The sequence below is a fragment of the Nitrosomonas sp. sh817 genome, from assembly GCF_030908545.1.
GTDB lineage: Bacteria > Pseudomonadota > Gammaproteobacteria > Burkholderiales > Nitrosomonadaceae > Nitrosomonas.
In genome coordinates this window covers 2,918,810-2,943,351 of the sequence record NZ_CP133083.1, presented here as the reverse complement: position 1 = coordinate 2,943,351, position 24,542 = coordinate 2,918,810, and the positions used below count along the sequence as shown (strand labels likewise).

24 protein-coding genes are annotated in these 24,542 nt (G+C 52.1%); 8 read left to right on the top strand and 16 right to left on the bottom strand.

The window, feature by feature from the left end; all coding sequences use genetic code 11:
- Positions 1-124 precede the first annotated feature (124 nt).
- Complete coding sequence (gene rlmD / locus RBH92_RS13970; RefSeq protein ID WP_307932604.1) at positions 125-1,477, top strand: 23S rRNA (uracil(1939)-C(5))-methyltransferase RlmD; 1,353 nt, start codon at positions 125-127, stop codon at positions 1,475-1,477.
- Positions 1,478-1,540: 63 nt separating this feature from the next.
- Here the strand turns inward: rlmD and RBH92_RS13965 are convergent, their stop codons facing one another.
- Positions 1,541-2,656 (bottom strand): PEP-CTERM sorting domain-containing protein, encoded by a 1,116-nt coding sequence (locus tag RBH92_RS13965; RefSeq protein ID WP_307932603.1) that lies wholly within the window; start codon positions 2,654-2,656, stop codon positions 1,541-1,543.
- A gap of 355 nt (positions 2,657-3,011) precedes the next feature.
- Positions 3,012-3,512, bottom strand: a complete 501-nt coding sequence (locus RBH92_RS13960) for a DUF4231 domain-containing protein (protein WP_307932602.1) — start codon at positions 3,510-3,512, stop codon at positions 3,012-3,014.
- 93 nt (positions 3,513-3,605) lie between these two features.
- On the opposite strand from RBH92_RS13960, the gene RBH92_RS13955 reads away from it, so the two are divergent.
- The 7 genes from RBH92_RS13955 (at position 3,606) to RBH92_RS13925 (ending at position 11,034) form a co-directional block, all read left to right on the top strand.
- Positions 3,606-4,133: a hypothetical protein gene (locus RBH92_RS13955; protein WP_307932601.1), complete on the top strand. Its 528-nt coding sequence runs from the start codon at positions 3,606-3,608 to the stop codon at positions 4,131-4,133.
- An 18-nt stretch (positions 4,134-4,151) separates the two neighbouring features.
- Complete coding sequence (gene miaB / locus RBH92_RS13950) at positions 4,152-5,480, top strand: tRNA (N6-isopentenyl adenosine(37)-C2)-methylthiotransferase MiaB (RefSeq protein ID WP_307932600.1); 1,329 nt, start codon at positions 4,152-4,154, stop codon at positions 5,478-5,480.
- A 122-nt stretch (positions 5,481-5,602) separates the two neighbouring features.
- Positions 5,603-6,604, top strand: a complete 1,002-nt coding sequence (locus RBH92_RS13945) for a PhoH family protein (protein ID WP_307932599.1) — start codon at positions 5,603-5,605, stop codon at positions 6,602-6,604.
- Positions 6,605-6,633: 29 nt separating this feature from the next.
- A complete protein-coding gene (gene ybeY / locus RBH92_RS13940; RefSeq protein ID WP_307933977.1) occupies positions 6,634-7,056 on the top strand; it encodes an rRNA maturation RNase YbeY in 423 nt (140 codons plus the stop codon).
- A gap of 47 nt (positions 7,057-7,103) precedes the next feature.
- On the top strand, positions 7,104-7,952 hold the full coding sequence (locus RBH92_RS13935; RefSeq protein ID WP_307932598.1) for a CorC family transporter: 849 nt from the start codon (positions 7,104-7,106) through the stop codon (positions 7,950-7,952).
- 45 nt (positions 7,953-7,997) lie between these two features.
- Complete coding sequence (gene recJ, locus RBH92_RS13930; RefSeq protein WP_307932597.1) at positions 7,998-9,785, top strand: single-stranded-DNA-specific exonuclease RecJ; 1,788 nt, start codon at positions 7,998-8,000, stop codon at positions 9,783-9,785.
- Positions 9,775-11,034: an MgtC/SapB family protein gene (locus tag RBH92_RS13925; protein ID WP_307932596.1), complete on the top strand. Its 1,260-nt coding sequence runs from the start codon at positions 9,775-9,777 to the stop codon at positions 11,032-11,034. Before recJ ends, RBH92_RS13925 begins: the two co-directional genes overlap by 11 nt.
- 37 nt (positions 11,035-11,071) lie before the next feature.
- Here RBH92_RS13925 and RBH92_RS13920 read toward each other — a convergent pair whose 3' ends face one another.
- The 14 genes from RBH92_RS13920 to fliF form a co-directional block, all read right to left on the bottom strand.
- Positions 11,072-12,988, bottom strand: coding sequence for a coiled-coil domain-containing protein (locus tag RBH92_RS13920; RefSeq protein WP_307932595.1), 1,917 nt, complete (start codon positions 12,986-12,988; stop codon positions 11,072-11,074).
- Positions 12,989-13,177: 189 nt separating this feature from the next.
- Positions 13,178-13,975, bottom strand: coding sequence for a flagellar biosynthetic protein FliR (fliR, locus tag RBH92_RS13915; protein WP_307932594.1), 798 nt, complete (start codon positions 13,973-13,975; stop codon positions 13,178-13,180).
- Positions 13,976-14,046: 71 nt separating this feature from the next.
- Positions 14,047-14,319, bottom strand: coding sequence for a flagellar biosynthesis protein FliQ (gene fliQ, locus RBH92_RS13910; RefSeq protein WP_292922455.1), 273 nt, complete (start codon positions 14,317-14,319; stop codon positions 14,047-14,049).
- A 13-nt stretch (positions 14,320-14,332) separates the two neighbouring features.
- The gene (gene fliP, locus RBH92_RS13905) at positions 14,333-15,139 is read right to left on the bottom strand and encodes a flagellar type III secretion system pore protein FliP (RefSeq protein ID WP_374049972.1); all 807 of its coding nucleotides are present in this window, start codon (positions 15,137-15,139) and stop codon (positions 14,333-14,335) included.
- A gap of 40 nt (positions 15,140-15,179) precedes the next feature.
- Positions 15,180-15,611: a flagellar biosynthetic protein FliO gene (fliO, locus tag RBH92_RS13900; protein ID WP_307932592.1), complete on the bottom strand. Its 432-nt coding sequence runs from the start codon at positions 15,609-15,611 to the stop codon at positions 15,180-15,182.
- A gap of 9 nt (positions 15,612-15,620) precedes the next feature.
- Positions 15,621-16,139, bottom strand: a complete 519-nt coding sequence (gene fliN / locus RBH92_RS13895; RefSeq protein ID WP_307932591.1) for a flagellar motor switch protein FliN — start codon at positions 16,137-16,139, stop codon at positions 15,621-15,623.
- A gap of 11 nt (positions 16,140-16,150) precedes the next feature.
- Complete coding sequence (fliM, locus tag RBH92_RS13890; RefSeq protein WP_292922459.1) at positions 16,151-17,131, bottom strand: flagellar motor switch protein FliM; 981 nt, start codon at positions 17,129-17,131, stop codon at positions 16,151-16,153.
- Positions 17,132-17,138: 7 nt separating this feature from the next.
- Positions 17,139-17,645, bottom strand: a complete 507-nt coding sequence (gene fliL / locus RBH92_RS13885; RefSeq protein WP_307932590.1) for a flagellar basal body-associated protein FliL — start codon at positions 17,643-17,645, stop codon at positions 17,139-17,141.
- Positions 17,646-17,897: 252 nt separating this feature from the next.
- Entirely contained in the window at positions 17,898-19,058 is a 1,161-nt protein-coding gene (locus RBH92_RS13880; protein ID WP_307932589.1) for a flagellar hook-length control protein FliK, read from the bottom strand.
- A 78-nt stretch (positions 19,059-19,136) separates the two neighbouring features.
- A complete protein-coding gene (gene fliJ / locus RBH92_RS13875) occupies positions 19,137-19,598 on the bottom strand; it encodes a flagellar export protein FliJ (RefSeq protein ID WP_307932588.1) in 462 nt (153 codons plus the stop codon).
- Between the two features lie 17 nt (positions 19,599-19,615).
- The gene (gene fliI / locus RBH92_RS13870; RefSeq protein ID WP_307932587.1) at positions 19,616-21,022 is read right to left on the bottom strand and encodes a flagellar protein export ATPase FliI; all 1,407 of its coding nucleotides are present in this window, start codon (positions 21,020-21,022) and stop codon (positions 19,616-19,618) included.
- Position 21,023: 1 nt separating this feature from the next.
- Positions 21,024-21,734 (bottom strand): flagellar assembly protein FliH, encoded by a 711-nt coding sequence (locus tag RBH92_RS13865; RefSeq protein ID WP_307932586.1) that lies wholly within the window; start codon positions 21,732-21,734, stop codon positions 21,024-21,026.
- A gap of 65 nt (positions 21,735-21,799) precedes the next feature.
- Positions 21,800-22,795, bottom strand: a complete 996-nt coding sequence (gene fliG, locus RBH92_RS13860) for a flagellar motor switch protein FliG (protein WP_292922464.1) — start codon at positions 22,793-22,795, stop codon at positions 21,800-21,802.
- Positions 22,788-24,512 (bottom strand): flagellar basal-body MS-ring/collar protein FliF, encoded by a 1,725-nt coding sequence (gene fliF / locus RBH92_RS13855; protein ID WP_307932585.1) that lies wholly within the window; start codon positions 24,510-24,512, stop codon positions 22,788-22,790. Before fliF ends, fliG begins: the two co-directional genes overlap by 8 nt.
- Positions 24,513-24,542: the final 30 nt, after the last annotated feature.

Here is a 24,542-nt window from a genome sequence, read left to right as displayed (position 1 = left end):
GCAAGGCGGATGGAGCGCAAGAAACGAGATATATCAATCGGATAGGCGAGTTTTTGAGCACCACCCAACGCAGCAAATCGCTTGCGCAGGCAATTAATCAGCGTTCCCCTAACCGTAAACTGTCATGACCGATGAGTTCGAAACCGATGTCGAGTCGCTGAAACTCGACGGCAAAGGAATTGCGCAGCACGGCGGCAAACCGCTGATTATCGACGGCGCGCTGCCGGGCGAACGGATCCGGTACGAAGTGGTGAAATCGAAACCGCGCAACCATATCGGGCGGCTGATCGAACTGCTGCAACCGAGTCCGCAACGGGTAACGCCAGGTTGCCCGCATTTCGGTTTCGCGCAAGGCGCGTGCGGCGGCTGCTCGTTGCAGCATCTCGATGCAGCGGCGCAACTGACACTGAAACAGCAAGCACTGGAAGACATACTGTGGCATGCCGCCAAAATCCGGCCGAAAAGCCTGCTGCCGCCGGTCGACGGCCCTATTTGGGGTTACCGCCACCGGGCGCGGTTGTCGGTGCGCTTCGTGCGGTGCAAGGGTGTCCAACTGATCGGATTTCATGAACGCGTGCGTGGTTTTGTCGCCGACATGCAATCGTGTGCGGTGCTGCCGGAAAGGGTTTCCAGCTTATTGATGCCGCTGCGCGAATTGGTCGCCGGTTTGTCGATACGCGACCGCCTGCCGCAACTCGAAGTGGCGGTTGGCGCTCAAGCCATCGTGCTGGTCGCGCGCGTGCTTGATCCGCCCACTGATGCGGATCGCGAAGCGCTGCTCGCGTTTGGCCGCAAGCATCAAGTGTCGATGTGGCTGCAACCCGGCAATCCGCAGACCATCGAACCGATGCTGAGCGCCGATGCCGATTGCTTGACGCTGGAATTGCCCGGATTCGGCATTACCCTGCCCTTCGTACCAGCCGACTTCACCCAAGTCAATCATCAACTCAATCGGCAATTGGTCAGCCGCGTGGTTGAACTGCTGGCGCCGCAACCGGATGAGGTCGTCGCCGATTTCTTTTGCGGTCTGGGCAATTTCACCCTGCCGCTCGCGACCCGCGCGCGCCAGGTAATCGGTCTGGAAGGCGCGGATACGCTGGTCGCCCGCGCCGGACAAGCCGCGCAGCAAAACAGTCTGGCCGAAAAAACCGCATTCTTTGCACGCGATTTGTTCAAGTGGACGCTGGATGACTGGAATCAACTGCTGCAAATCCACGGCCGCATCGACCGCGTACTGATCGACCCGCCGCGCGCCGGTGCCTTAGCCGTCGCCGAAACATTGGCGGCGACGCCAACCAAACCCAAACGCATCGTCTATGTGTCGTGCAACCCCGAAACGCTGGCGCGCGATACCGCGATCTTGGTACACAACGGCGGCTGGCAACTGCGCGCCGCCGGTGTCGTCAACATGTTCCCGCACACCGCGCATATCGAATCGCTGGCGGTGTTTGAACCGGCGGGATTGGAAAAGCCTTGATTCATAATCGTAAGCGATTCTCAGTGCTTAGATGACGGGCTACGATACTCGCTGTTTGCGGGATCAATAGTCTGTCAGCTTAAACAGCCTGTTTCTTCTGAATGCCATCAATCCGAGTAATCCGAGTCCTGTCAGTAGCATGGCGTAGACGGAGGGTTCCGGAACCGGCGAGATGGGGGTAAGCAAGAAGGACGTCGGATTGCAGCATTTTAAGTAGCCAAATCCAAGAATTTGTCCTTTATCATTAATTCCTAGAGCATTTATTTCAATCAAACCTGCTTCCCTAATAATGGGTAATCCTGTAAGTATTGTTAGAACACCATCACTATATAACAAGGAAATTCCCGCCTCGATATCAAATATTGCTTGTCCAGAATTGTTAATTTTCGGATAGTCTGTATATGATGCACCCAAAGGAATCATATTTTCACCATTGGGCCCGGTAATGAATGCCCCTGTCGACACATAACCCCAATCAGGAGTAGGAGTATAGGATCCACTAAATCCTACAACCTGTGCATCATCGTTGATATCCGTAGCTTGACTGGCATTATCGTAGGGCAGTGTACCTAAATCTGTCATGCCGATGCCATTGGGGCCTGTGATAAAAGCATGGGGAATACCATCAGCAGTTTGTGACCATCCCACAACTTGCCCTGATTCATTGATCGCGGATGCATAACTGTTCTTGCCGCCGAATGTACCCAAATCAGTCATTCCAATCCCGTTGGGTCCGGTGATAAAGGCATGTGTATTATTTTCCGGTGTAGTAAATTGACCTATGATCTGCCCGGAATTGTTGATATCGGATGCGCTACCATGTTTCCCTAAAGTACCTAAATCGACCATGTTTGTTCCGTTGGGACCAGTAATAAATACATGAGAACTGCCATCTTTTAGAAAACTACCAGCAATCTGACCGGAATCATTAAAAGCGTTAACGTTAAGGTTATTGGAGAATTCCGTGATATTTGATATGCCTTCTCCATCAGGTCCGGTTATTAAATATCGTTTAATTGCAGAATCGTATCCGAGTAATTGCCCTGAATTGTTAATATCAAAGAAGGACATGTGTGTATCAAATACTTTAATTTCCCATTCTGTTCCTGCATTGGCAGACATTGCGATTGATGCCGATAAAATTCCGGCAATCAGTATTGAATAATGGTTTTTGGTCATTTTTTTATCCTTTTCGATTGATCTGCATTGAATTCTCGTTCGGTACCCAGAGCCGCCATGAGATCATTTGCCTTGTCTCGAGGCGTCGGAAAAACTGGCATGCGAATTTTGGAAATTCCATTTTAAGATAAATGCTTTCGCTATAAAAGATATATTCATCGGTAATCTGTGGAAACACTGATTAATTGCTTGCACAAGCGATCTGCTGCGTTGGGTGGTGCTCAAAAACTCGCCTATCAGATTGATATGTCTCGTTTCTTGCGCTCCATCCGCCTTGCATCTCATCTTGCTCAGGCGAATTAATCAGTGTTTTCCTGTATTTTTCAGGATATAGGAAGAGGCATCACGCGCAGCGTCATGCGCCAGGATTTTGTTTCTTATCCTGAGAAATTACCTGGCTGGTTTCATTGATCCACTTGGCGTGTTCAGTCGAGATTTGTTCTTCGATGCGTTCGGCGAGCAAAATCAAGCGCGCGGGTTCATCCTGGCCGCGATACGGGCCGGCGGCGGAGAGGAACAGGAATTTTTCGTGCTTGAGGCGCTCGGACGTTGAACGGTAGGCTGTCCACAAGGTGGAGTACTGGTTGATCTGCTCAATGCCCGCGAGGAGCGCGATGGCAGCGCCGGATAAAGCGGTCAGCCATTTGGCAATGCTCGGTTCGGCCAGATTGAAAACCGGAATCATCACTGCGCAGGCGACTTGTGCAATCCGGAGTCCCCGGTACCGATTTTTGCAGGATGCGCTTTTGCTTGCATACCACTTGCGCTGTTCTTCCAGGCGTTGCCATGCCGGGTGTGTTTTGACGGGTTCCGGGATATTCAATTCGTTGGCATCAGGTTGACCGGGCTTTGTCATCGCTTTGTCCTCGCTGGAGTGGATGGGTGCAGTAATTGAGGTAATAAGCATATACCAACCGTCGCGGCGGAATGCGCCATTTTGTTTCAATGAATGGAAGCACAAGACATTCATCGCGACAAAATCATTGCTATCAAATTTCGCTTTCGCGTATCATTACGCCCTCAAGCCTTGGCGGCGGTCTGGAGTACAAATCCATGTTTCTTGAATGTTTTCTCGAGTTCCGGCGGTTTCTTTGCGAGTGCTGATCGGATGAAAAATCTGCGAACGGGGTGGTGGGGAATCGTGGTGCTGTGCGCTTTATTGTCGCAACCGGCGTTGGCGCAGCAGACGCGTAAGTTTCCGGAAGATAGCAAGCTCGGCAATTTGACGGCGGTATCGTTTCCCGAATTCATCATCAATGGGCAGTCGTTTATCATGGGACCGGGCGGACAGATTCGCGGGATCGATAATCTGATCATCATGCCGACGATGGCGAACTATTCCGGGTTGATCCGCTATCAGCTCGATATGACCGGCTATTTGCAGCGGGTTTGGATTCTGACGCCGGATGAGGTCAAGGAAGCGGAAAGCCAAGGCCAACAAGTGCCGGCGCCGCAACGGCGGTTTTTATTTTTTTAAGTGAGTGTCGGTGAATTCGTGAGTAACAAGCTTTATATCAAAACCTTCGGTTGCCAGATGAACGAGTACGATTCGGAGAAAATGGCGGATGTGCTGCATGCCGCGTACGGCATGGAGGCGACCGACGATCCGGCGCAGGCCGATATCATTTTGTTCAATACCTGCTCGGTGCGCGAGAAAGCGCAGGAGAAAGTGTTTCACGACTTGGGCCGGGTGCGTCATCTGAAGGAACGCAATCCTGATTTATTGATCGGCGTCGGCGGTTGCGTTGCCAGCCAGGAAGGCAAAGCGATTGTCAGCCGCGCGCCGTTCGTCGACGTGGTGTTCGGGCCGCAAACGTTGCACCGGCTGCCGCAATTGATCGAAACCCGCCGCTCAACCGGCCGTTCGCAAGTTGATATCACGTTCCCGGAAATCGAGAAATTCGATCATTTGCCGCCCGCGCGTACCGAAGGCGTGACCGCGTTTGTGTCGATCATGGAAGGTTGCAGCAAGTATTGCAGTTATTGCGTGGTGCCGTACACGCGCGGCGAGGAAGTGTCGCGCCCGCTTGGCGACGTGCTGACCGAGATTGCCGTGCTCGCCGATCAAGGCGTGAAGGAAATCAACTTACTCGGACAGAACGTCAATGCGTATCTGGGCGTCATGGACGATGGCGATATCGCTAATTTTGCATTGCTGCTGGAATGCCTGCACGATATTCCCGGTATCGAGCGTATCCGCTATACCACCTCGCACCCGAAAGAATTTACCGCGCAACTGATTCAGTCGTACGCGCACCTGCCGAAGCTGGTCAGTCACTTGCATCTGCCGGTGCAATCCGGTTCCGACCGGATTCTGGCGGCGATGAAGCGCGGCTACAGCGTGCTCGAATACAAATCGATCATCCGCAAACTGCGCGCGATCCGTCCGCATCTTTCGCTGTCGTCGGATTTTATCGTCGGCTTTCCCGGCGAAACCGAAGCCGATTTCGAAGCGACGATGACGCTGATCGAGGAAATGAATTTCGACGAATCGTTCAGCTTTATCTACAGCCAGCGTCCCGGCACGCCGGCGGCGGATCTGCCCGACGACACGCCGCAAGCCGTGAAGCTGGAACGGTTGCAGCGCTTGCAAGCGCAAATCCAGCAGCAAGCGCGCAAAATCAGTCAGCAAATGGTCGGCACGGTGCAGCGCGTATTGCTCGACGGACCGTCGAAGAAAAATCCCGAAGAGCTGTCCGGGCGCACCGACAATAACCGCGTGGTCAATTTGCCGGGGGATCCGGCGTTGATCGGCGGTTTCGCCGACGTGCGCATTACCGAAGCGCGCGCGCATTCATTGCGCGGCGAAATGATCAATGGATAAACCTTGTAGCAATGCCCGGAAAGCCTTTCTCCGGAAAAAGCCTGTTTTAAGCAGGGTTTTGGTACTTGCAAAGTATCGCAACCGCTGAGAAAATCGCATTATTGTCATCACACAGCTTGATTTTGAAACCAGCACCTCTCGAAATTTCCTTCACACCGGCCGACAATCAACGCCTTGCCAATTTGTGCGGGGCTTTGGATGAAAACCTGAAACAGGTTGAAACCGCGCTGGATGTCACCATTTCACGGCGTGGCGAACATTTCAGCGTATCGGGTAAAACCGGGCAAACCAAACTGGCGGCGCAAGTGTTGCGCAATTTTTATGATCAATCGCAACAGCATCTGAGTCTGGAGCAAATTCAACTCGGTTTGATCGAAGCGTTGAATATGCAACCGGCGCCGGAACAAAGCGGCAATCCGATGGATAGTCTCACGGTGGAACAGCCGGCGTCGCCGTCGCTGTTGACCCGCCGCAGCAACCTGCACGGCCGCACCCCGCGTCAGACACAATACCTGCAGCAAATCCAGGAACACGATATCACCTTTGCGATTGGTCCCGCCGGCACCGGCAAAACCTATCTGGCGGTTGCCAGTGCTGTCGATGCGTTGGAGCGCGGTTTGGTGTCGCGGCTGATTTTAGTGCGTCCTGCGGTAGAAGCGGGCGAACGGCTGGGTTTTCTGCCCGGCGACATGACGCAGAAAGTCGATCCGTATTTGCGTCCGCTTTATGATGCATTGTACGATCTGATGGGATTTGATAAAACCGGCAAGCAATTCGAGCGCAATACCATCGAAATCGCACCGCTGGCGTTTATGCGCGGACGCACGTTGAACCAATCGTTCATTATCCTGGACGAAGCGCAAAACACCACGCCGGAACAAATGAAAATGTTTTTGACGCGGATCGGCCTGGGATCGAAAGCGGTGATTACCGGCGATGTGACGCAGATCGACTTGCCCAAGCATCAAAAAAGCGGGCTGGTGGATGCACAGCAGGTGCTGAAAGACATCCGCGGCATCGCGTTCACGCGTTTTCTGGCTGATGACGTCGTGCGGCATCCGCTGGTGCAGCGGATTGTCAATGCTTATGACAAGCACGACAAGCAGCAGCGGAATCCGGACTGACGTTGCGTCCGGCTAAATCGCTCAAGCTGATGGTGCAATATGCGGCGGGCTGCAGCGAAGCGCCGGCGCGGCCGCAGTTCCGCCGCTGGGTCAAAGCTGCATTGCAGTGCGATGCCGAAGTGGTATTGCGGCTGGTGGATGAAGCCGAAGGCCGTGACTTGAACCGGCAATTCCGCGGCAAGGATTACGCCACCAACGTGTTGACCTTCGTATATGACGATACCCAGCCTTTGGCGGGCGATATCGTGTTGTGCGTTCCGGTGGTGCGGCAAGAAGCCCGGCAACAGCACAAAGACTTAACCGCGCATTTTGCGCATTTGACGGTGCACGGTGTTTTACACTTACAGGGATACGATCATATCGCGGAAGCTGAAGCCGCTGAAATGGAGCGATTGGAAACAGCGGTGCTGGCTAAGCTCGGATATGCCGATCCCTATGCGGAACACGCTTAACCATTGAAATGCTATGAGTAGCTTATTATTTTTTAACCACGACAATTATGGACGAACCCCCACCTAAAAGCGGCTGGTTTGAACGGCTTGGCGCATTGCTGATCCGCAAACCGGAAGACCGCGAACAACTGATTACCCTGTTACACTCCGCTTTTGAACGCAATTTACTCGATTCCGACGCGCTCAGCATGATCGAAGGCGTCATGCAAGTTTCTGAAATGCAGGCCCGCGATATCATGGTGCCGCGCTCGCAGATGGACATCGTTAACATCAGCAAGAAACCCGAGCATTTCATTCCGTTTGTGATCGAAGCTGCGCATTCGCGTTTTCCGGTGATCGAAAGCGACGAAGACGAGATCATCGGCATTTTGCTGGCGAAAGACTTGCTGCGTTATTATGCTGATCCCGAAGAATTCAATATCCGCGACATGTTGCGCCCGGCGGTTTTTATCCCGGAATCGAAGCGCTTGAATGTGCTGCTGAAAGAATTCCGCAGCAATCGCAATCACATGGCGATCGTCGTCAACGAATACGGCGGCGTGGCCGGTTTGGTGACGATTGAGGATGTGCTCGAACAGATCGTCGGTGAAATCGAGGACGAATACGATTTCAACGAAGAAGAGGACAACATCGTGATGGAAGCGGACGGACGCTACCGCGTCAAGGCAATAACCGAGATCGAGAACTTCAATGACGTGCTCGGCGCTAATTTCAGCGATGAAGATTACGATACCATCGGCGGCTTGGTGTTGAACAAGTTCGGCCGCGTGCCGGACCGCAACGAGTCGGTGGTGATCGAGCCGTTCAAATTCACCGTGCAGCGCGTTGATAGCCGCCGCTTGCATGTTCTCAAAGTGGAAAAACTTGCGGCACCTGCCGAGTCCCCGGCAAAATAACGGGATTAGCCCGATAACTTCTGTACGTTCGTTGCGTGTCCGAACATGTCCAAAATCACTACTCGCCCGTATGATCTGCAATCGTTCGAGACGCTCCGCGGCAACGGCTTGCCGCCGGTGCTGGCGCGTATTTACGCCGCGCGCGGCATCGATCATCCGGGGCAGCTGGAAACCGAGCTGACGCAACTGATTCCATTCACGGAACTGAAAAATATCGTAACCACCGCCGCTTTTCTCGCGGATGCTATCGCGGAACACAAGCGTTTGCTGATTATCGCCGACTACGATTCCGACGGCGCGACCGCATGCGCGGTCGGTATCCGCATTTTGCGCAAATTTGGCGCAATCGTCGATTACCTGGTGCCGAACCGGTTTGAATTCGGTTACGGTTTGACGCCGGAAATCGTGCAACTGGCTCACGAAACCAAGCAGCCGGATATTCTGATTACGGTGGATAACGGCATCGCCAGCGCTGCCGGCGTTGACGAAGCCAACCGTTTGGGCATGCAAGTGGTCGTCACCGATCACCATCTGCCCGGCGACGAATTGCCCGATGCGGTTGCCATCATCAACCCTAATCAACCGGGCTGTCCGTTTCCGAGCAAGAGTATCGCCGGTGTCGGCGTCATTTTCTATCTGATGCTGGCGTTGCGCGCGGAATTGCGGCAACGCGGCGCGTTCGGACCTGCGTTGCCGGAACCGAATCTGGCCGGTTTTCTCGATCTGGTTGCGCTGGGCACGGTCGCCGATGTGGTCAAGCTCGATAGTAATAACCGGATTCTGGTGCAGCAAGGCTTGCAGCGGATCCGCAAAGGCCGTGCTTGTACCGGGATCAATGCCTTGATCGAAGTGTCGCGGCGCGATTTCCGGCAGTTGTCGACGTATGAATTGGGATTTATGCTCGGGCCGCGTTTGAACGCCGCCGGACGTTTGGACGATATGTCGCTTGGCATCGAATGCCTGATTACCGATGATGAAGCGTACGCCGCAAACATTGCCAAGCAATTGGACGATCTGAACCGGCAGCGCCGCGAAATCGAATCGGACATGCAAGATAGCGCGTTGCTCAAGCTCGATGAGCAGCTTAAAAACCGCCGTACGGAATTTCAAACTGCCTATAGCATCTGTTTGTTTGATCACGATTGGCATCAAGGTGTGATCGGTATTCTGGCGTCGCGCATCAAGGATAAATATCACCGGCCGGTGATTATTTTCGCGCCCGGCAACGACGGCGAGCTGAAGGGTTCCGGGCGGTCGATCAATGGCTTTCATTTGCGTGATGCGTTAGATCTGGTATCGAAACAACATCCCGGATTGCTGCGTAAATTCGGCGGTCACGCCGCCGCTGCGGGATTGACCATCCAGAATAACGATTTCGAAGCATTCCGCGAAGCGTTTGAACAAGTCGCGCAAACCTTGCTGACGCCCGCCGATTTGACGCGCGTGATCGAAACCGACGGCGATCTAGAACTGGCCGATATCAATCTGGAGCTGGCGCAATCGCTCGAACATCAAGTGTGGGGGCAAGGTTTTCCGCAACCTTCATTTAATGCGCGCTTCTATGTCGAAAGTCAGCGCATCGTCGGCGAAAAACACCTGAAGCTGAAATTGCGCAAACTAATATCGGATAATCAGGATCAAGCGGCGCGGAAACCGCAAAAATCGGCGGAATCGTTCGACGGCATTTTGTTTTTTCATCACGATCCGCTACCGGATTTGATCGATGCGGTTTATCGCTTGCAGATCAATGAATATAATGGCAAGACATCCTTGCAATTCCTGCTGGAACATTGGTTTCACGCAGATCAACCGGTAACTGGCGATGCACACTGAATTTACCTTGAACGGCGAATTGGCGGCGCTGCCGCATTTCATGACCAGTCTGGCGATCGGCTTACTGATCGGATTGGAACGCGAGCGCAGCCCCGGTTCTCGCGCGGGGTTGAGAACGTTCGCGTTGGTCGCGCTGTTCGGCACATTGGCCGCAATGCTGTCGGAAAAAGCCACGCCGTGGCTGCTGCTGGGCGGTTTGTTGATTGTCGGGTTGATGATGGTCGCGGCATATTATCGAGTCAAAGAAGACAGCGCCGATCCGGGAACCACCACCATCGCCGCCGCATTGGTGTGCTATGGTTTGGGTGCGGCGGTGTGGTACGACAGCGATTCGCTGGCGATCATGCTGGCCATCATCACCACGATGTTGCTGTATTTCAAGGCGGAATTGCGCGGTATTACCGAAAAATTGAGCCGGCGCGATTTGATTTCCGCGCTGCAATTCGCGGTACTGACGTTTATCATTTTGCCGGTTCTGCCGGATAAGAATCTGGGGCCTTACGAAGCGATCAATCCGCATCAAATCTGGCTTATGGTGGTGCTGATCTCAGGTGTCAGTTTGGCCGGTTATGTGGCGATGCAATTGATCGGTCAACGTCACGGCGCGATCCTGGGGTTATTCGGCGGCTTGGTTTCCAGTACCGCCACAACATTGGTGTACGCACGCCGCAGCATGGAAAATCAGGATTTTACCCAGCTTGCGGTAGTCGTTATTTTGATCGCCAACCTGACGGTATTGATCCGCTTGGCGATTCTCAGCGCGGTGGTTTCACCGGGGATATTGCCGCAATTGCTACCGGTGCTGGGTAGCGGTTTTCTGTGCGGCGCCTGTGTTACAGGCTATTGGTGGTACCGGTTGAATCAGCAGCAAGAAGTGCCTGTGCCGGAAATTAAAAACCCGACAGAAATCCGTGTAGCCGCGGCTTTCGGTTTAATCTACGGCATCGTTTTGTTATGTTCCGCATGGCTTTCGGATGTCGCCGGCAGCGGCGGATTGTATGCTGTCGCACTGATTTCCGGGTTGACCGATGTCGATGCGATTACGCTGTCCAGCTTGCGTTTATTTGATTTAGGAAAACGCGAAGCAATCCATGCGATTGTCGCAATTTCGCTGGCATTTTTGTCCAACACCGGCTTCAAGCTTGGAATGATTTTTTTTATTGGTAACACTGCACTCGCAAGACAATGCGTTTCCGGCATGCTGGCGGCTGCGGCCGGTGTTGGTGTGGCATTGCTGTGGGTGATTTGACCGGTGCCTGGCAGGCAATGCCGGCGCATGGGATTTTTTAGCGCCTGGATTTAACCGGCACGCGCTCGTTTACCGGCATTCCGGCTAGTGACTCAACCGTTTGCGGTTTTTTTGCGGCGCCAGTGCCCGTCCGGTTTCTGGAGCGTTCCGCTGCGGCGATTTCGGCGCGGATTCTGGCAGTAGCGGCGGCAGTCGCTTCCTTATCCGCTTGCGAGCGTGCAAACAGTGCTTCTTTCGCCATCGATTCCACGGCTTCGCGCGCCGCGGCAACTTCCAATGCGGCGGATTCCAGGGTGATGCGCTCTTGCATGGCCGCCAGCGCGGCCGATTCTTTCCGGGCCTTTTCCAAGGCAATGCGGGTGGCGTCTTTTTCCGCTTCCAACTGCGCCCTGGCTTTGTTGGTCGCGATGATTTTTGCTTGCGCCCGGGTTATCGCCAGTCCGGTAATTTTTTGTTCGATTTGCAAACGCTCGGCAACCGCTTGCTTGGCGTCGATCATGGCTTTGGCGCGCAGCTCGGCGTCTTCTTGTAAGCGTTGTTCCAAATCCGCCTTTGCCTGGATTTCTTGCGCGATCAGCGCATCCGCTTGGGCTTTTGATTCTGCCGCTGCTTTTAATCGTTTTTCTGCGGCTAACCGTTCATTGGCGGCAATTCTTGCGGCTTTCTCGGATTCTTTGCGCAATGTTTCCGCCTGAAGAGCAGCTTCATCGGTTTTAATGCGTTTTTGATACTCTTTGGTCGCAGCGGACTCGGCCTTGTTTTTTTCCATAGCCGCATGATTGGCGGCTTGTTCCGCTTGCACAGTCGCTTCGGCGACTGCCAGCGCTTCCGTTGCAAGCTGCATCCGGCGTTCGGTTTCCACGAGCAATTGGGTATCCGCTTGTAGTTTCATGTTGATGGCATCCACCGTTGCGCGCTCTTTTGCGGCAATGGTTTCCGCTATTTCCGCCGCGGCCTTTTCGGCTTCAGCGCGATCCCGCGCGGCAACGATTGCTTGCTGATCCAGTCCGGCCCGGATCCGGGCTTGTTCCGCAGCGGTTGCCTCAGCTTCGGCTTTTTCCAAAGCTGCCCGGGTGGCGGTTGTTTCGGCTTCCAGTCGCGCTTCTTCTTGTTCTTTGGCTTTGCGCTCGGCATCCAATCGCTCGATTGCTTGCGTTTGCCGTTGTGCTTCTAATGTTGCGCGGGTTCGAACGGTTTCCAGTGCTTGCTTTTCCAATTCTTCGCACGCGCGTGCCAGTGCTATTTGTTTTTGCGATTCCTGGATTTTTGCGGCGGCTAATGCGGCGGCACTGGTTTCAGCTTCGATTGCCGCAGATGCCGCTAGATGCGCTTCTTCCATTGCTTTTACGTGAATTCTGGCGGCTTCGGCCGCTTCATTTTCTTTGAGTGCCGTTGCATGCGCCAAATCCAGTGCGGCGGCTTCTTGCTCGATACGGTTTTGCGTTTTCTCGATAATCGACGCTTCCGCCTTGATCTTGGCTTCGAGTAATGCGCTGAGCGCCTTTTCGGCTTTTATCTTTTCATCCGCGAGAATTTTTGCTTTCAACTCCAATTCCCGCCGGGCGTTGGCTTCCCGGGCTGCCAATGCCTCCGCTTTTGCCCTGGCTCTGGCCTGAGCGGTCGCGAGGGTTTCAGCCTGATTTCTTGTCTCTGCCGCGATCCGGGCATTGGCTTCGGCGCGCGCTCTGGCTTCGGCGGCTACTCGCGCGATATTTTCCGCTTCGATACGCTTATGCGCTTCTTTGATCGCATGATCTTCGGCGCTGAGGCGATCGCGATAGGCGGTGTCGAGAAGTTGCTTGATTTCGTCAGCCGATGCGAATTGTTGCCGGTTATCCGGCGAAACGCCGGGCGGCGTATCGTCTTCGGGCGCAGCAGTATCTTCACCGAAATGAATTTCTTGCGAAGCGGAAAGTTTGCGCAGCGAACTGAAGAGCCGTGACTTGAATGTCATATGTCGTTAACTAAAGCTTGAAATCGTATCGGGTGCTGGTATCGGCAGCTTTTACTAAACAGAAAATCACTTTAACAGTTTCCGAGCGATGGGCTTGCGATGATAAGCAGGGGAAAATGTCTGTATATCTTTTGCAATGCGAACGGTTGTCCGATTTGCAATAACAGTTTGTAAAGGAAACGAGAATTTCTACGGTATATGGATTTCAGTAACATTCGCAATCCCCATCATGAGATCCAATCCTTCATGCACCAACTGTTCCAAGATGGGGGTATAAAAAGGCATGCTGAGCGCTAGAACCAGAAGTCCGATTGATAAGGTTAACGGGAAACCAACGGCGAAAATGTTCAATTGCGGCGCCACCCGGGTCAGAATCCCCAGTGCCAGGTTGGTAATTAATAATGCGGTTAATACCGGGAGCGACAATTGCAAGCCGGATTTAAAAATTTCGCTGCCCCATTGCGCCAGTGTCGAAAATGTCGCATTGGTGGTTGCATCGGTTCCGACCGGTAAGGTACTGAAACTTTGTGAAATCAGCGCGATCATCATCAAATGGCCGTCAATCGCCAGAAATGCGAGACTGGCGATGACTCCGAGAAACCGGCCGATGATATCGATCTGACCGGAATTTTGCGGATCGAAGAAAATGGCAAAACCCAACCCCATTTGCAAGCCGATCAGCTCACCGGCCATTTCCACCGCAACAAAAACGATGCGCATGACAAAACCGATAGCGACGCCAATCAGCACTTGCTGCAGCAAAATGATAAGGCCGACGCCGGACGCGGGGTCAATTTGCGGTAATGATTTCTCTACCATCGGCATGACCAGGATCGTGATCATGACCGCCAATCCCAATTTCACCCGGACCGGAATGCTGGGATTTCCCAGAATCGGCGCGGAGGCGATCAAAGCGAGAATGCGGCTGAGCGGCCATAGAAAGGTGGCGAGTAATACGTTCAGTTCCGCTGTGGAGATATTGATCATGATACGGATTGGCTTACCTGAGCGGTACTGTCACGCATGAGTTTGCTCGGCGAGATGCAGCCGTGCCGAAGTTAGCCGACCGCCAGCCACGGGATGCTGGAAAACAATCGTTGCATATAATCCGTCATGATTGCGATCATCCATGGCCCGGCCAATACCATCACCAGGAACATGACCAATAACTTGGGGATGAACGATAAGGTCATTTCATTGATTTGCGTGGCCGCTTGAAAAATACTGACCAATAAACCGGTTGCCAATGCCGACAATAGTAGCGGCGCGGAAATCATGAATGTGATTTCAAGCGCTTGCCGGCCGATTGTCATTGCACCTTCTGGAGTCATGATAGGTTTCCTCTTAAGTAAAAAAGCTTTGCGTCAATGAGCCGATAATCATGTGCCAGCCATCGACCAACACAAAAAGCATTAATTTGAACGGCAGTGAAATAATCATCGGCGACAGCATCATCATACCCATGGCCATTAACACGCTGGATACCACCAGATCGATGATTAAAAAGGGAATGAATATGACAAAGCCGATCTGGAACGCCGTTTTCAATTCACTGGTGATATACGCCGGCACCAATAATCTCAGCGGAACGTCATCACGGCTTTCGATTTCTTCACTGCCGGAGATTTGCACGAATAACGCCAGATCCGTTTCCCGGGTTTGATGCAGCATAAAAGATTTAATCGGAATGCTGGCTTGTTCGGCAGCTTGCATGATGTTGATTTTATCTTCGGAAAACGGCAGATAGGCTTCGTGATAAACCCGGTCGATCACTGGCGACATGATAAAAAAGGTCAGAAACAACGCAATGCCGAGCAATACTTGATTCGGTGGCGAGGATTGCGTGCCCAGCGCGAGGCGAAGTAAGGACAATACAATGATGATCCGGGTAAAACTCGACATCATCAGCACCACGGCGGGTAGAAATGTCAGAGACGTTAAAAATATCAGTGTTTGCAGGCTCAAGGTATAAGTGGCGCTGCCATCCGCATTCGGTGAGCTGGTGAATGCCGGGAAGCCCGATTTTTGCGCAAATACCGGAACAGCCGCGCAACTGAGACCAATCAATAGTAGCTGCAGTAGCCGGCGTTTTCCCAGGGAGCGGGCATTTGCGCACTGAAGATTCTTAGCCTTGCAGCGGGCAAAACTCATGCAGCGCCGAAAACCGGTATGGATGGATGCTAAAACTCGATTAGGCATGTTCTTTATGGATACTCTGATTAAGTTGATCGGCAAAAGCATCCGCCGCAGGATTCGTTTGAGCGGAGCCGGGGTTTTCTGAAGGCTTCTGTAGGGTGTGCAGCTTGTTGACCCGGCCTGGCGCTACGCCCAATACCAGCCAGGTGTTGTCAATTTCGACCACGACCACGCGTTCTCTCTGACCGACACCACTGGCCGCGATAACTTTGATGACGCCCGCGGCGGTTGCCGGTATCAGCGAAAAGCGCTTCAGCACCCATGCGGCGCCGGCGATGATTATCAACACCAGTAACAATCCTCCCATCATTTGCAGCATGTTATCCGTGGAAATGACAGAGGGAGGCGGCACATAATTGGGTTTCCCGGTATCAGCAAATGCCGGGAAAGAAAGCAGCAACAGTAAAGCCGGGTATCGGTTCAGCATGATTAATTTCTAGCGGTTGAGTTTGCGGATGCGTTCGCTGGGGGTAATGATGTCGGTCAGCCGAATGCCGAATTTGTCATTGACGACCACGACTTCACCTTGCGCGATCAAGCAGCCGTTAACCAGCACATCCATCGGTTCGCCGGCCATGCCGTCCAGCTCGACCACGGAGCCTTGCGCAAGCTGCAGCAGATTCTTGATGGCAATCTTGGTGCGGCCCAGTTCAACCGTCATCTGAACAGGAATATCGAGAATCAGATCAATGTCATGGCGCGTGTTATTGTCAGCGCTGTCTTTTGAGAATTCCTGAAAAACCGATGCCGACGCCGATTGCGCGTTGAGCGCCGAGCCAGAAGATTGCGGATCCGATGGGTTCGTGGCCGATTCTTGCTCGGCCATTGCCGCTGCCCAATCATCAACCGGATTTTCTTCGTTCTGCGCATTACTGTTTTCGGCTGCTGTTTGCTCAGCCATTGCGGCTGCCCAATCATCGGTTTCCGCTTGATCGCTGGTGGTTGGTTCGGTCATGTTCGCTCCAATTAATTTTCAGTTTCCGATTGTGAAATCAGCGTGTTTACTTTTAGCGCATAGCGGCCGTTCATCGTGCCGTAGCGGCAGTCCAGTACCGGTACGCCGCTGACATTGACGGTAATTGTTTTAGGAATTTCCAGCGGGATAATATCCCCGACTTGCATGCTCAGAATTTGCTCAAAAGTTACTTTCGTATGCCCAAGATTTGCGACCAGTTCCACTTCAGCGCCTTGTACTTGCTGTGACATCAGCTTGATCCAGCGTTTATCCACTTCCATGTGGTCGCCTTGCAACGCGCTATATAAAATGTCGCGGATCGGTTCGACCATGGAGTAGGGGATGCACACATGCAATCCGCCGCCTTTGTTTCCCATATCGATATCGAATGTCACGGCAACGACCACTTCGTTCGGTGTGGCGATGGTGGCAAACTGCGGATTCATTTCGGAACGGATGTATTCAAAATTCACCGGATAGACTGATTTCCAGGATTTCTCGTACTCTTCGAAAACGACATCCAGCAGGCGTTGGATGATCCGTTGTTCGGTTTGCGTGAAGTCTCTGCCTTCAACCCGCGTGTGATAGCGGCCGTCACCGCCGAACAGATTGTCCACGATCAGAAAAATCAGATCGGGATCGAATACCAGTAATGCGGTGCCGCGCAACGGTTTCATATGAACCATGTTGAGGTTCGTCGGTACTACCAGGTTGCGCACGAATTCACTGAATTTAATCACTTTGACGGGACCGACGGCGATGTCGACCGTTCGCCGCATGAAATTAAACAAACCGATGCGCAGTAATCGCGCAAAGCGCTCGTTGATGATTTCATAGGTCGGCATCCGTCCGCGAACGATCCGTTCCTGTGTCGCGATGTTGTAGGGACGGACACCGCCTTTATCTTCTTCTTCCTGAGCCTCATCGCTATCACCCGTTGCACCTTTGAGAAGCGCATCGACTTCTTCTTGTGAGAGGAAATCTTCGGACATTTGCGAATTACTGAATTACAAAGGAAGTGAACAATACTTCCCGGATATCTTCCTGGAGGTCTTCAGAGTCGAGCGATTGCCGGATTTCATCAGCAATTTGCTGGCTTAACTGCTGTTTTCCGTCAATGCCTGAGATTTCCACGGCTTTCTTGCTGGACAATAGCATCAGGATGCGGTTGCGGATGGACGGCATCTGTTTGGCTATTTCCTGCACAACTTCCGTTTCTCTCGCTTTCACCGTCAAACCAACTTGCAGATACTGACCGCTCTCTTCCGGCTGGAGATTGACCGTAAATACCTCTAGGTCAACGAATGTGGTGGGTCTTAGTTTTGCTTTTGCTTTTGGTTTTTCTTCCTCGGCTTCTTCATCACCGTCCTGCTGCATGAAGTACCAGGTGCCTCCGGCGCCTGCGCCGATTGCGATCATCGCAATCAGGATGCCTATTATTAATCCTTTTTTGCTTTTGCCGCCTTCGGCGGCTGGTGCTGCTGTTGCGGTATTTGATTTCGACATTTGTATCACTCCAAATTTGACGAAATCAATTATCTTTGACTGCGGTATCGAACGATGCCGCAAATAACAACGAAATAATATCGCTATTTTCAGTTACCCGGATTGACGTGAATCGCGGCCTGAAATCATGAAACTATCTTTCTCGGATAGCATTAAGGCGGAAAACCAATTAAGAAAAAAATTTCAGCGCGCCATCCGGGATTGATAGCGCGCTGAGAAGGTGTCGGCGATTAAGTTTGAATCCATCGACGATCATGCATAGGTGTTCACAATACCTTGATGCCTGGCAGGAGCCGCTATTGCTTCGATTTGATTGGCCGGTTTTGATTGCGTTGAATCCGTCACATGCGGATTGCCCTTATTGGAGTGATCGGCATGTTGCTGTCTGTTTTCCTGTTGAAACGAGTCAGCGCCGATCATTACATTGCCTAATTGAATGCCATTTTCCGCCATCATTTCGCGTAATTTCGGCAAGGCTTGTTCGATGGCTTCCCGCACCGCTGAATGGGGTGACAAGAACTGCGCGGTTGCCTGGTCTTGGGTAATGGTCAGCATCACATCGACGGGTCCTAAATGCGCCGGATTCAGATGGATTTCAGCGACTTGCTGCTGCTGTGAAGTCAACCATACGACTTTCTGTGCAAATTCGCCGCCCCACTTGGCTTGGCCAACAGGCTGATGTACGTGAACTTCACTCGTAGAGGCAGTGGATGCGCTCGTGGCTAATGCATTACTGAGTCCCTGCGATTGCAAAATATTCGATTCTTCGGAAATTGACAACAGCGATTCGCTGGTGTCGATGGCAATGGTTTCACTCAATTCAGATGATAACGGTAATAGTCTGCCGTTGGCGGCAGAATTTGCCGTTTCCATCATTTGCCAGAATTGGTTAGCCTGGGAATTCAGGTTGCCTGCAGCTTGAGTTTGCTGCAACAATTGATTAACGGCAGGGAATGCTGGATTAATCCCGGCTTCTATATTTTGGGAAGACAACGGACTCAATTGAGTTGGAAGCTTGGTTCCCAATAGATCCGCTAGAGGCGATTTTAGTGCCGGTTCCGGCAGTGTACTCAATTGATTGATCGGTTGGTTGGGCCTGAACCCCAGTGTTGGGTCGTTTATCAGATTTTGGATAAAACTGCCGGGGTTATCAGGCGCAGCAGTCTTGGTTGTTTCAGCGTTGACATTCTCAGCCGTCGTAGTTTCAGTCTCTTTAGGTTGTTCTTCGGCTTTGGTATTGTTGCCGGTAATGGATGTCTGGCGCGAATCGGCTTTTTGTGAAACTTCACGTTCCAAGATGCTACTGAATTCTTCCGAAACAGGATCGGTTATGCCGAGTAAGCCAGAATCCGGCGTGGCGGCGGAATTTTCTGTTGGCGTTTTTATTGAAGGTGCAACAGACATGTTTAGCATAAGTTTATTCTCGCTGATTGGGTTAATTTCAGATGAGGTTATGCAATATCCATACCAGTTCAACCGATGCCGGTTAAATTATGAGTCAGTCTTGGGAGGATAGGGAGCGTGTCGTGTCGTGTTTGCAGCAAATTCGTCTTGCAGTTTCTGTTCAATTTTGAGTTGCCGCTGTATTTCGGTGAATTGCTGCCGGTGAACGAGTGTGTCGTAGCACTTTAACTTGCGTTGGCAAGACAGAAACTCGTTGTTTCCCGCTGTTTTCTTGTTTTGCATATACAGTACGGCCTGCCGTTGCTCGGCAATCGCAGCATCCAATTTACTCATGAAAGCCATGTAATTGCGCCATTGGATATGATCAATTCCTTGTCCGCTGGTGTTTTCAAGGTTTGATTGATAGCTGTTGCGATATTGCAAAAGCAGTTGTAATTTTTTTTCCGCTTCCTGCTGTTGGTAATTGAGCTTGCCAAGCTGTTTGGCTGCGGCGTCAGCTTGCTGTTTGGCTAAATCCTGCAGAATTTTTAGAGATGATGGTTTGGACATCTTGCTGAAACGTTCGATTAGCGGCTGCCATCGAACTCAAATAGCTTCGATAGCTTTGCAATGCTGGTATCAAAGCCTTCTTGTTGCGTCATCGTTTGTTGCAAAAATCTTTCAAATGCCGGGTACAGTTTGATTGCCCGGTCTAATTCCGGATCAGACCCGGCGACGTAGGCGCCGACGCTGATCAAATCGTGACTACGTTGATACTTGGAATACAGCGACTTAAATTGACGAGCCATTTCCACTTGCCGTTGGGGAACGATGCTGGTCATGATCCGGCTGATTGAAGCTTCAATGTCGATGGCGGGATAATGACCTGCTTCCGCAAGCCTGCGGGATAGCACGACATGACCGTCCAGAATGGCGCGCGCGCTATCGGCGATCGGATCATTCTGATCGTCGCCTTCGGTCAATACGGTATAAAAAGCAGTGATAGAGCCGTCTTTCAGATTACCATTGCCGGCGCGCTCAACCAACTGCGGCAGTTTGGCAAAAACCGATGGCGGATAACCTTTGGTCGCGGGCGGTTCGCCGATTGCCAGGGAAATTTCCCGTTGCGCCATCGCGTAGCGGGTCAAAGAATCCATGATCAACAGAACATGTTTCCCGGAATCGCGGAAGTACTCGGCAATCGCTGTCGCATAGGCAGCGCCTTGCAAGCGCAACAGCGGCGAGGTATCAGCGGGCGCAGCGACGACAACGGAACGGGCAAGCCCTTCTTCACCCAAGATATTTTCGATAAACTCTTTAACTTCGCGTCCGCGTTCGCCGATCAATCCCACCACAATGACATCGGCAGAGGTATAGCGCGCCATCATGCCGAGCAGCACGCTCTTGCCAACGCCGCTACCGGCAAACAGTCCCATGCGCTGGCCTCGTCCCACGGTTAAAAGCGTGTTGATGGCGCGCACGCCGACATCGAGCGGTTCGCTGACGGGGATTCGTTCCAGGGGATTATAAGGACGGCTATATAAAGGTACGCTATGTTGCGCATGCGTGGGTCCGAGGCGATCCAGCGGTTCGCCTAGACCATTCAATACCCGGCCCAGCAGCTCAGGTCCAACGGTGATATGTTTGGCCCGGTCGGCGGCACGTCTTCGCGGGTGTCTCAAGTTCCCAAGCTGTGGCGGTTCCGCAGCAATTTCAGCAGGCACCACTTTGGCGCCCGGCGATAATCCGTAGACATCGCTGGATGGCATCAAGAATATCCGCTCACCCGCGAATCCGACCACTTCGGCCGATACCTGATGACCGTTTGAGAGAAAAATGGTGCAGCTGCTGCCAACCGCTAACCGGAGTCCGACGGCTTCCATGACCAATCCGGCAACTCGCGTGATCGTTCCGCTTAATAGATAAGGATTGGCGGGGGCGACAAGCTGAGCGCAGTTTCGCAGAAAACCGCCCCATTGTTCATGGCGTGCCATATTATTCTGTTCCATCAAACCAGCCGCTGTTCTGACCGATCGCTGCGAGTGCCCTATGCCAGCGTGTTTCGAGACTTGCATTGATTTCACTGCCGCCGGCTTCGATGCGGCATCCGCCTCTGGCGATTTGCGGATCTTCGCGAATTTGCCAGTTATCCAATTCGATTTGATTACCGAGATGCGTATTTACCAGGTTTGCGTCGTCCGGGTGTAGAAAAAGACGTGGATGATTCATGACGCTAGGCAAGTTGCGGATGGCTTCTTGCACGATCGGAATGATTAGCTTGGGGTTTAATTCCAATGCTTGCGCGACGACTTTTTTGGCCAGCGCGATGGCCAGATCCAATAAGTCATTGGCGACTTGCTGATCCAGCTCATGAAGATCATGATCCAGTTTTGATAACAGCGTCTGGAGCCTCACAACCTCGGCTTTAACCTCGTTTTCCGCGATTTCTCTGCCCTCTTTATAGCCTACTGATTTACCTTCCTGGAGGCCGGCTTCATAGCCTACTTCTTTAGCGTGCTGAAAAACCGCTGCTATTTCTTCTTCAGTGGGAGGTACAACCTTGTCCGGTTCCGGTTCTTCTTCTATCTGATTTCCGGCTTCGAGATCTTGATCTTTTTCCAGGCATTCAGGTGTTTCCAGGGAATCCATTTCCCAGCGCTGATAGCCATTTTGCTTCTCTTTCGGGATAAAATCGCTTGTAATCATATTGCTAAGCCTTCAAATTTGCGGCGGACAGAATGGATGTTTTAAATTTTGGAACCGTTTTTTCCTTAAATGAAACCGTCATCGCCTTTTCCGCCCAACACAATCTGTCCATCGTCAGCCAGCTGGCGGACCACCTTAAGAATTTCTTTTTGCTCAGCCTCAACTTCAGAAACACGAACCGGCCCTTTGCTCTCAAGGTCTTCACGGAGAGCCTCAGCGGCACGTTGCGACATATTCTTAAAGATTTTCTGGCGCAATTCCTCTTGCGCGCCTTTCAACGCGATAATCAAGGATTCCGACTGAACTTCCCTGAGCAGCAACTGGATACCGTGGTCGTCAATTTCGATCAAGTTGTCGAATACGAACATTTCATCCATTATTTTCTGCGCCAGTTCTTCGTCGTACTGTTTGATATTTTCGATTACGCTGGCTTCTTGAGCGGATGGCGCGAAGTTAAGAATCTCGGCTGCCGCGCGCACGCCGCCCATCGCCGATTTGCGGATATTGGCGCTGCCCGACAGCAATTTTGTTAACACCTCATTAAGTTCACGCAATGCATCGGGCTGAATACTGTCCAGCGTAGCAATGCGCAACAAAACGTCATTACGCAAGCGTTCGGTGAAAAGGCTTAATATCTCGCTGGCCTGATCCCGTTCCAAATGCACAAGAATGGTCGCGATGATTTGCGGATGTTCGTTTTTGATCAATTCAGCCACCGATGGCGCATCCATCCATTTTAACCCTTCAATACCGCTGGTATCTCCGCCTTGCAAAATACGATCGATCAAATTGGCGGCTTTTTCATCCCCTAAGGCACTGGTTAGCACCTTGCGGATATAATCGGCGGAATCCTGCCCGAGCGTCGTTCTTCCTTCCGCCTCGCTGCAAAATTCCGTGACGATGGTTTCAATCTCGGTGCGCGTAACATTTTGCAATTTTGACATCGTTTCGCCCAGCCGCTGGACTTCCTTGGGTCCGAGCAGCTTGATGACAGATGCCGCTTCTTGTTCTCCCAGGGTCATCAGCAAGATTGCGCTTTTTTTAATTCCTTCGTCATCCATTCTTAGCCATCCAATCCTTGACAACATTCGCTACGATAGCGGGTTCGTCCAGAGCCAGCTGTTTTGCCCGTTTTAGATTTTCTTCGAATATTGATCGCTGTAATGCTTGCTGCATAGACACTCCATCTATCTGTCCGGGTAATCCCTCCAGGGGTGTTCCATCGGCTGCTACAGCCGCAGTTTGATCCGTTAATTCGGGGGCTGGCGGCGGTGGGGGCGCCAGGCTTTTCAAAAATGGTTTGAAAATTTTCAGCAAGAAAAATAACACCACTGCTGCGATTAACAATTGCTTTCCAATGTCCTTCGCGAACATAACGACATCCGGATCTTTCCAGAGCGGAACTTCCAAAACGGGCGTGGAATCTCCGGTAAATATGCTATTCGTAACCGTCAATGAATCTCCCCGTTTTTCGTTATAACCCATGGCTTCCCGGACAAGGTTATTGATTTCCTTGATCTCATCCGCGCTTAGCGGCTCGTAAGTTACTTCTCCGTTTTCATCGACTTTTTTCCGGTAATTGACTACGACAGCCGCTGAAAGCCGCTTGATGTTGCCGCTGGATTGCTGAGTGTGCTGCACGGTTTTATCGACTTCATAATTAGTGGTCGATTCTTTTTTCTTGTCCGTAGGAATCGGAGGCGCTTCCTTATTGGCATCTTCTTCGCCATCAGCATTCTCTCCCCCGGCTTTTTTTCCGCCTGCTTCAATTGGCGCGATCGCCGGTTCAGGCGGACGATTCGACAACGCGCCTGGGATTCCGCCATCAAACTTGGAGCCGATGGACGTTGATTCATGCGTTTGCTGGCTCCGAATCGAGGCGCCTTCGGATTCAGAGTTGTTGGGGCGGTAAATCTCCTCGGCGCGGTCAATTCGCGAAAAATCGACATCGGCAGTCACTTGAGCACGGACATTGGTTGCGCCCGTAATAGGCGTCAAGATGGCTTCGATTCGGCGGATATAATTTTCTTCAATTTCCTGGATATACTCCAATTGTTTTGCATCAAACCGGGAATCTTGTTTTTTGTCGTTTTGAGTGCTCAATAGATTACCGTTCTGATCCACCACCGTTACATTTTTTACGGGCAAATTGGGGACGCTGCTGGACATCAAATGCACAATGGCGCTGACTTGTTCGACGCTCAGCACTCTGCCTGGGTGCAGGTTGAGTAAAACGGAAACACTGGGTTGCTGCCGTTCCCGGGAGAATACTGAAGGCTTGGAAATGGCTAAGTGCACACGCGCACTTTGTACTGCTGACAGCGATTGCACCGAGCGCGCTAACTCGCCTTCCAGTGCCCGTTGGTAGTTTACTTGCTCGAGGAATTGACTCGAGCCGAACTTCTGATTTTCCATGATTTCGAAACCGGCGAGACCGCCCTTGGGCAATCCCTGGCCCGCCAATTTCAACCGTACCTCATGGACTTGTTTGTCGGGAACCAGGATAGCACCGCCGTTCTCGGATATCTTATACGGCACGTTCATTTGTTGGAGCGCGCTGATAACCGCTGCGCCGTCTTGATCTTGTATGTTCGAGTAAAGTACACGATATTCAGGTGTTTGACTCCACATCAATGCGCCTACGAGTAATGCGATAGCCGCTCCAGCCGCTAGGATGACCCCGATTTTTTTCTGATTCGACAACTGATTAAAATGCTCCAGCCTGAATGCCGAAGCAGGTGTTGCCGTATTGGGGGTTTCACTGGGTACTGTCGCCACGCGATGCTCTCCTGCTTAAATGCTCAATTA

Excerpts from the sequence above, each read along its gene's own strand:
- RBH92_RS13960 (WP_307932602.1), bottom strand. The coding sequence starts at position 3,512 with ATGACAAAGCCCGGTCAACCTGATGCCAACGAATTGAATATCCCGGAA.
- RBH92_RS13880 (WP_307932589.1), bottom strand. The coding sequence starts at position 19,058 with ATGCTAAACATGTCTGTTGCACCTTCAATAAAAACGCCAACAGAAAAT.
- RBH92_RS13955 (WP_307932601.1), top strand. The coding sequence starts at position 3,606 with ATGGAAGCACAAGACATTCATCGCGACAAAATCATTGCTATCAAATTT.
- fliR (WP_307932594.1), bottom strand. The coding sequence starts at position 13,975 with ATGATCAATATCTCCACAGCGGAACTGAACGTATTACTCGCCACCTTT.
- fliL (WP_307932590.1), bottom strand. The coding sequence starts at position 17,645 with ATGTCGAAATCAAATACCGCAACAGCAGCACCAGCCGCCGAAGGCGGC.
- ybeY (WP_307933977.1), top strand. The coding sequence starts at position 6,634 with ATGGTGCAATATGCGGCGGGCTGCAGCGAAGCGCCGGCGCGGCCGCAG.
- fliO (WP_307932592.1), bottom strand. The coding sequence starts at position 15,611 with ATGCTGAACCGATACCCGGCTTTACTGTTGCTGCTTTCTTTCCCGGCA.
- fliM (WP_292922459.1), bottom strand. The coding sequence starts at position 17,131 with ATGTCCGAAGATTTCCTCTCACAAGAAGAAGTCGATGCGCTTCTCAAA.
- RBH92_RS13925 (WP_307932596.1), top strand. The coding sequence starts at position 9,775 with ATGCACACTGAATTTACCTTGAACGGCGAATTGGCGGCGCTGCCGCAT.
- RBH92_RS13865 (WP_307932586.1), bottom strand. The coding sequence starts at position 21,734 with ATGATTACAAGCGATTTTATCCCGAAAGAGAAGCAAAATGGCTATCAG.
- fliG (WP_292922464.1), bottom strand. The coding sequence starts at position 22,795 with ATGGATGACGAAGGAATTAAAAAAAGCGCAATCTTGCTGATGACCCTG.
- fliI (WP_307932587.1), bottom strand. The coding sequence starts at position 21,022 with ATGGCACGCCATGAACAATGGGGCGGTTTTCTGCGAAACTGCGCTCAG.
- fliQ (WP_292922455.1), bottom strand. The coding sequence starts at position 14,319 with ATGACTCCAGAAGGTGCAATGACAATCGGCCGGCAAGCGCTTGAAATC.
- RBH92_RS13965 (WP_307932603.1), bottom strand. The coding sequence starts at position 2,656 with ATGACCAAAAACCATTATTCAATACTGATTGCCGGAATTTTATCGGCA.
- recJ (WP_307932597.1), top strand. The coding sequence starts at position 7,998 with ATGTCCAAAATCACTACTCGCCCGTATGATCTGCAATCGTTCGAGACG.
- RBH92_RS13935 (WP_307932598.1), top strand. The coding sequence starts at position 7,104 with ATGGACGAACCCCCACCTAAAAGCGGCTGGTTTGAACGGCTTGGCGCA.
- fliP (WP_374049972.1), bottom strand. The coding sequence starts at position 15,139 with ATGAGTTTTGCCCGCTGCAAGGCTAAGAATCTTCAGTGCGCAAATGCC.
- fliJ (WP_307932588.1), bottom strand. The coding sequence starts at position 19,598 with ATGTCCAAACCATCATCTCTAAAAATTCTGCAGGATTTAGCCAAACAG.
- rlmD (WP_307932604.1), top strand. The coding sequence starts at position 125 with ATGACCGATGAGTTCGAAACCGATGTCGAGTCGCTGAAACTCGACGGC.
- RBH92_RS13920 (WP_307932595.1), bottom strand. The coding sequence starts at position 12,988 with ATGACATTCAAGTCACGGCTCTTCAGTTCGCTGCGCAAACTTTCCGCT.
- fliN (WP_307932591.1), bottom strand. The coding sequence starts at position 16,139 with ATGACCGAACCAACCACCAGCGATCAAGCGGAAACCGATGATTGGGCA.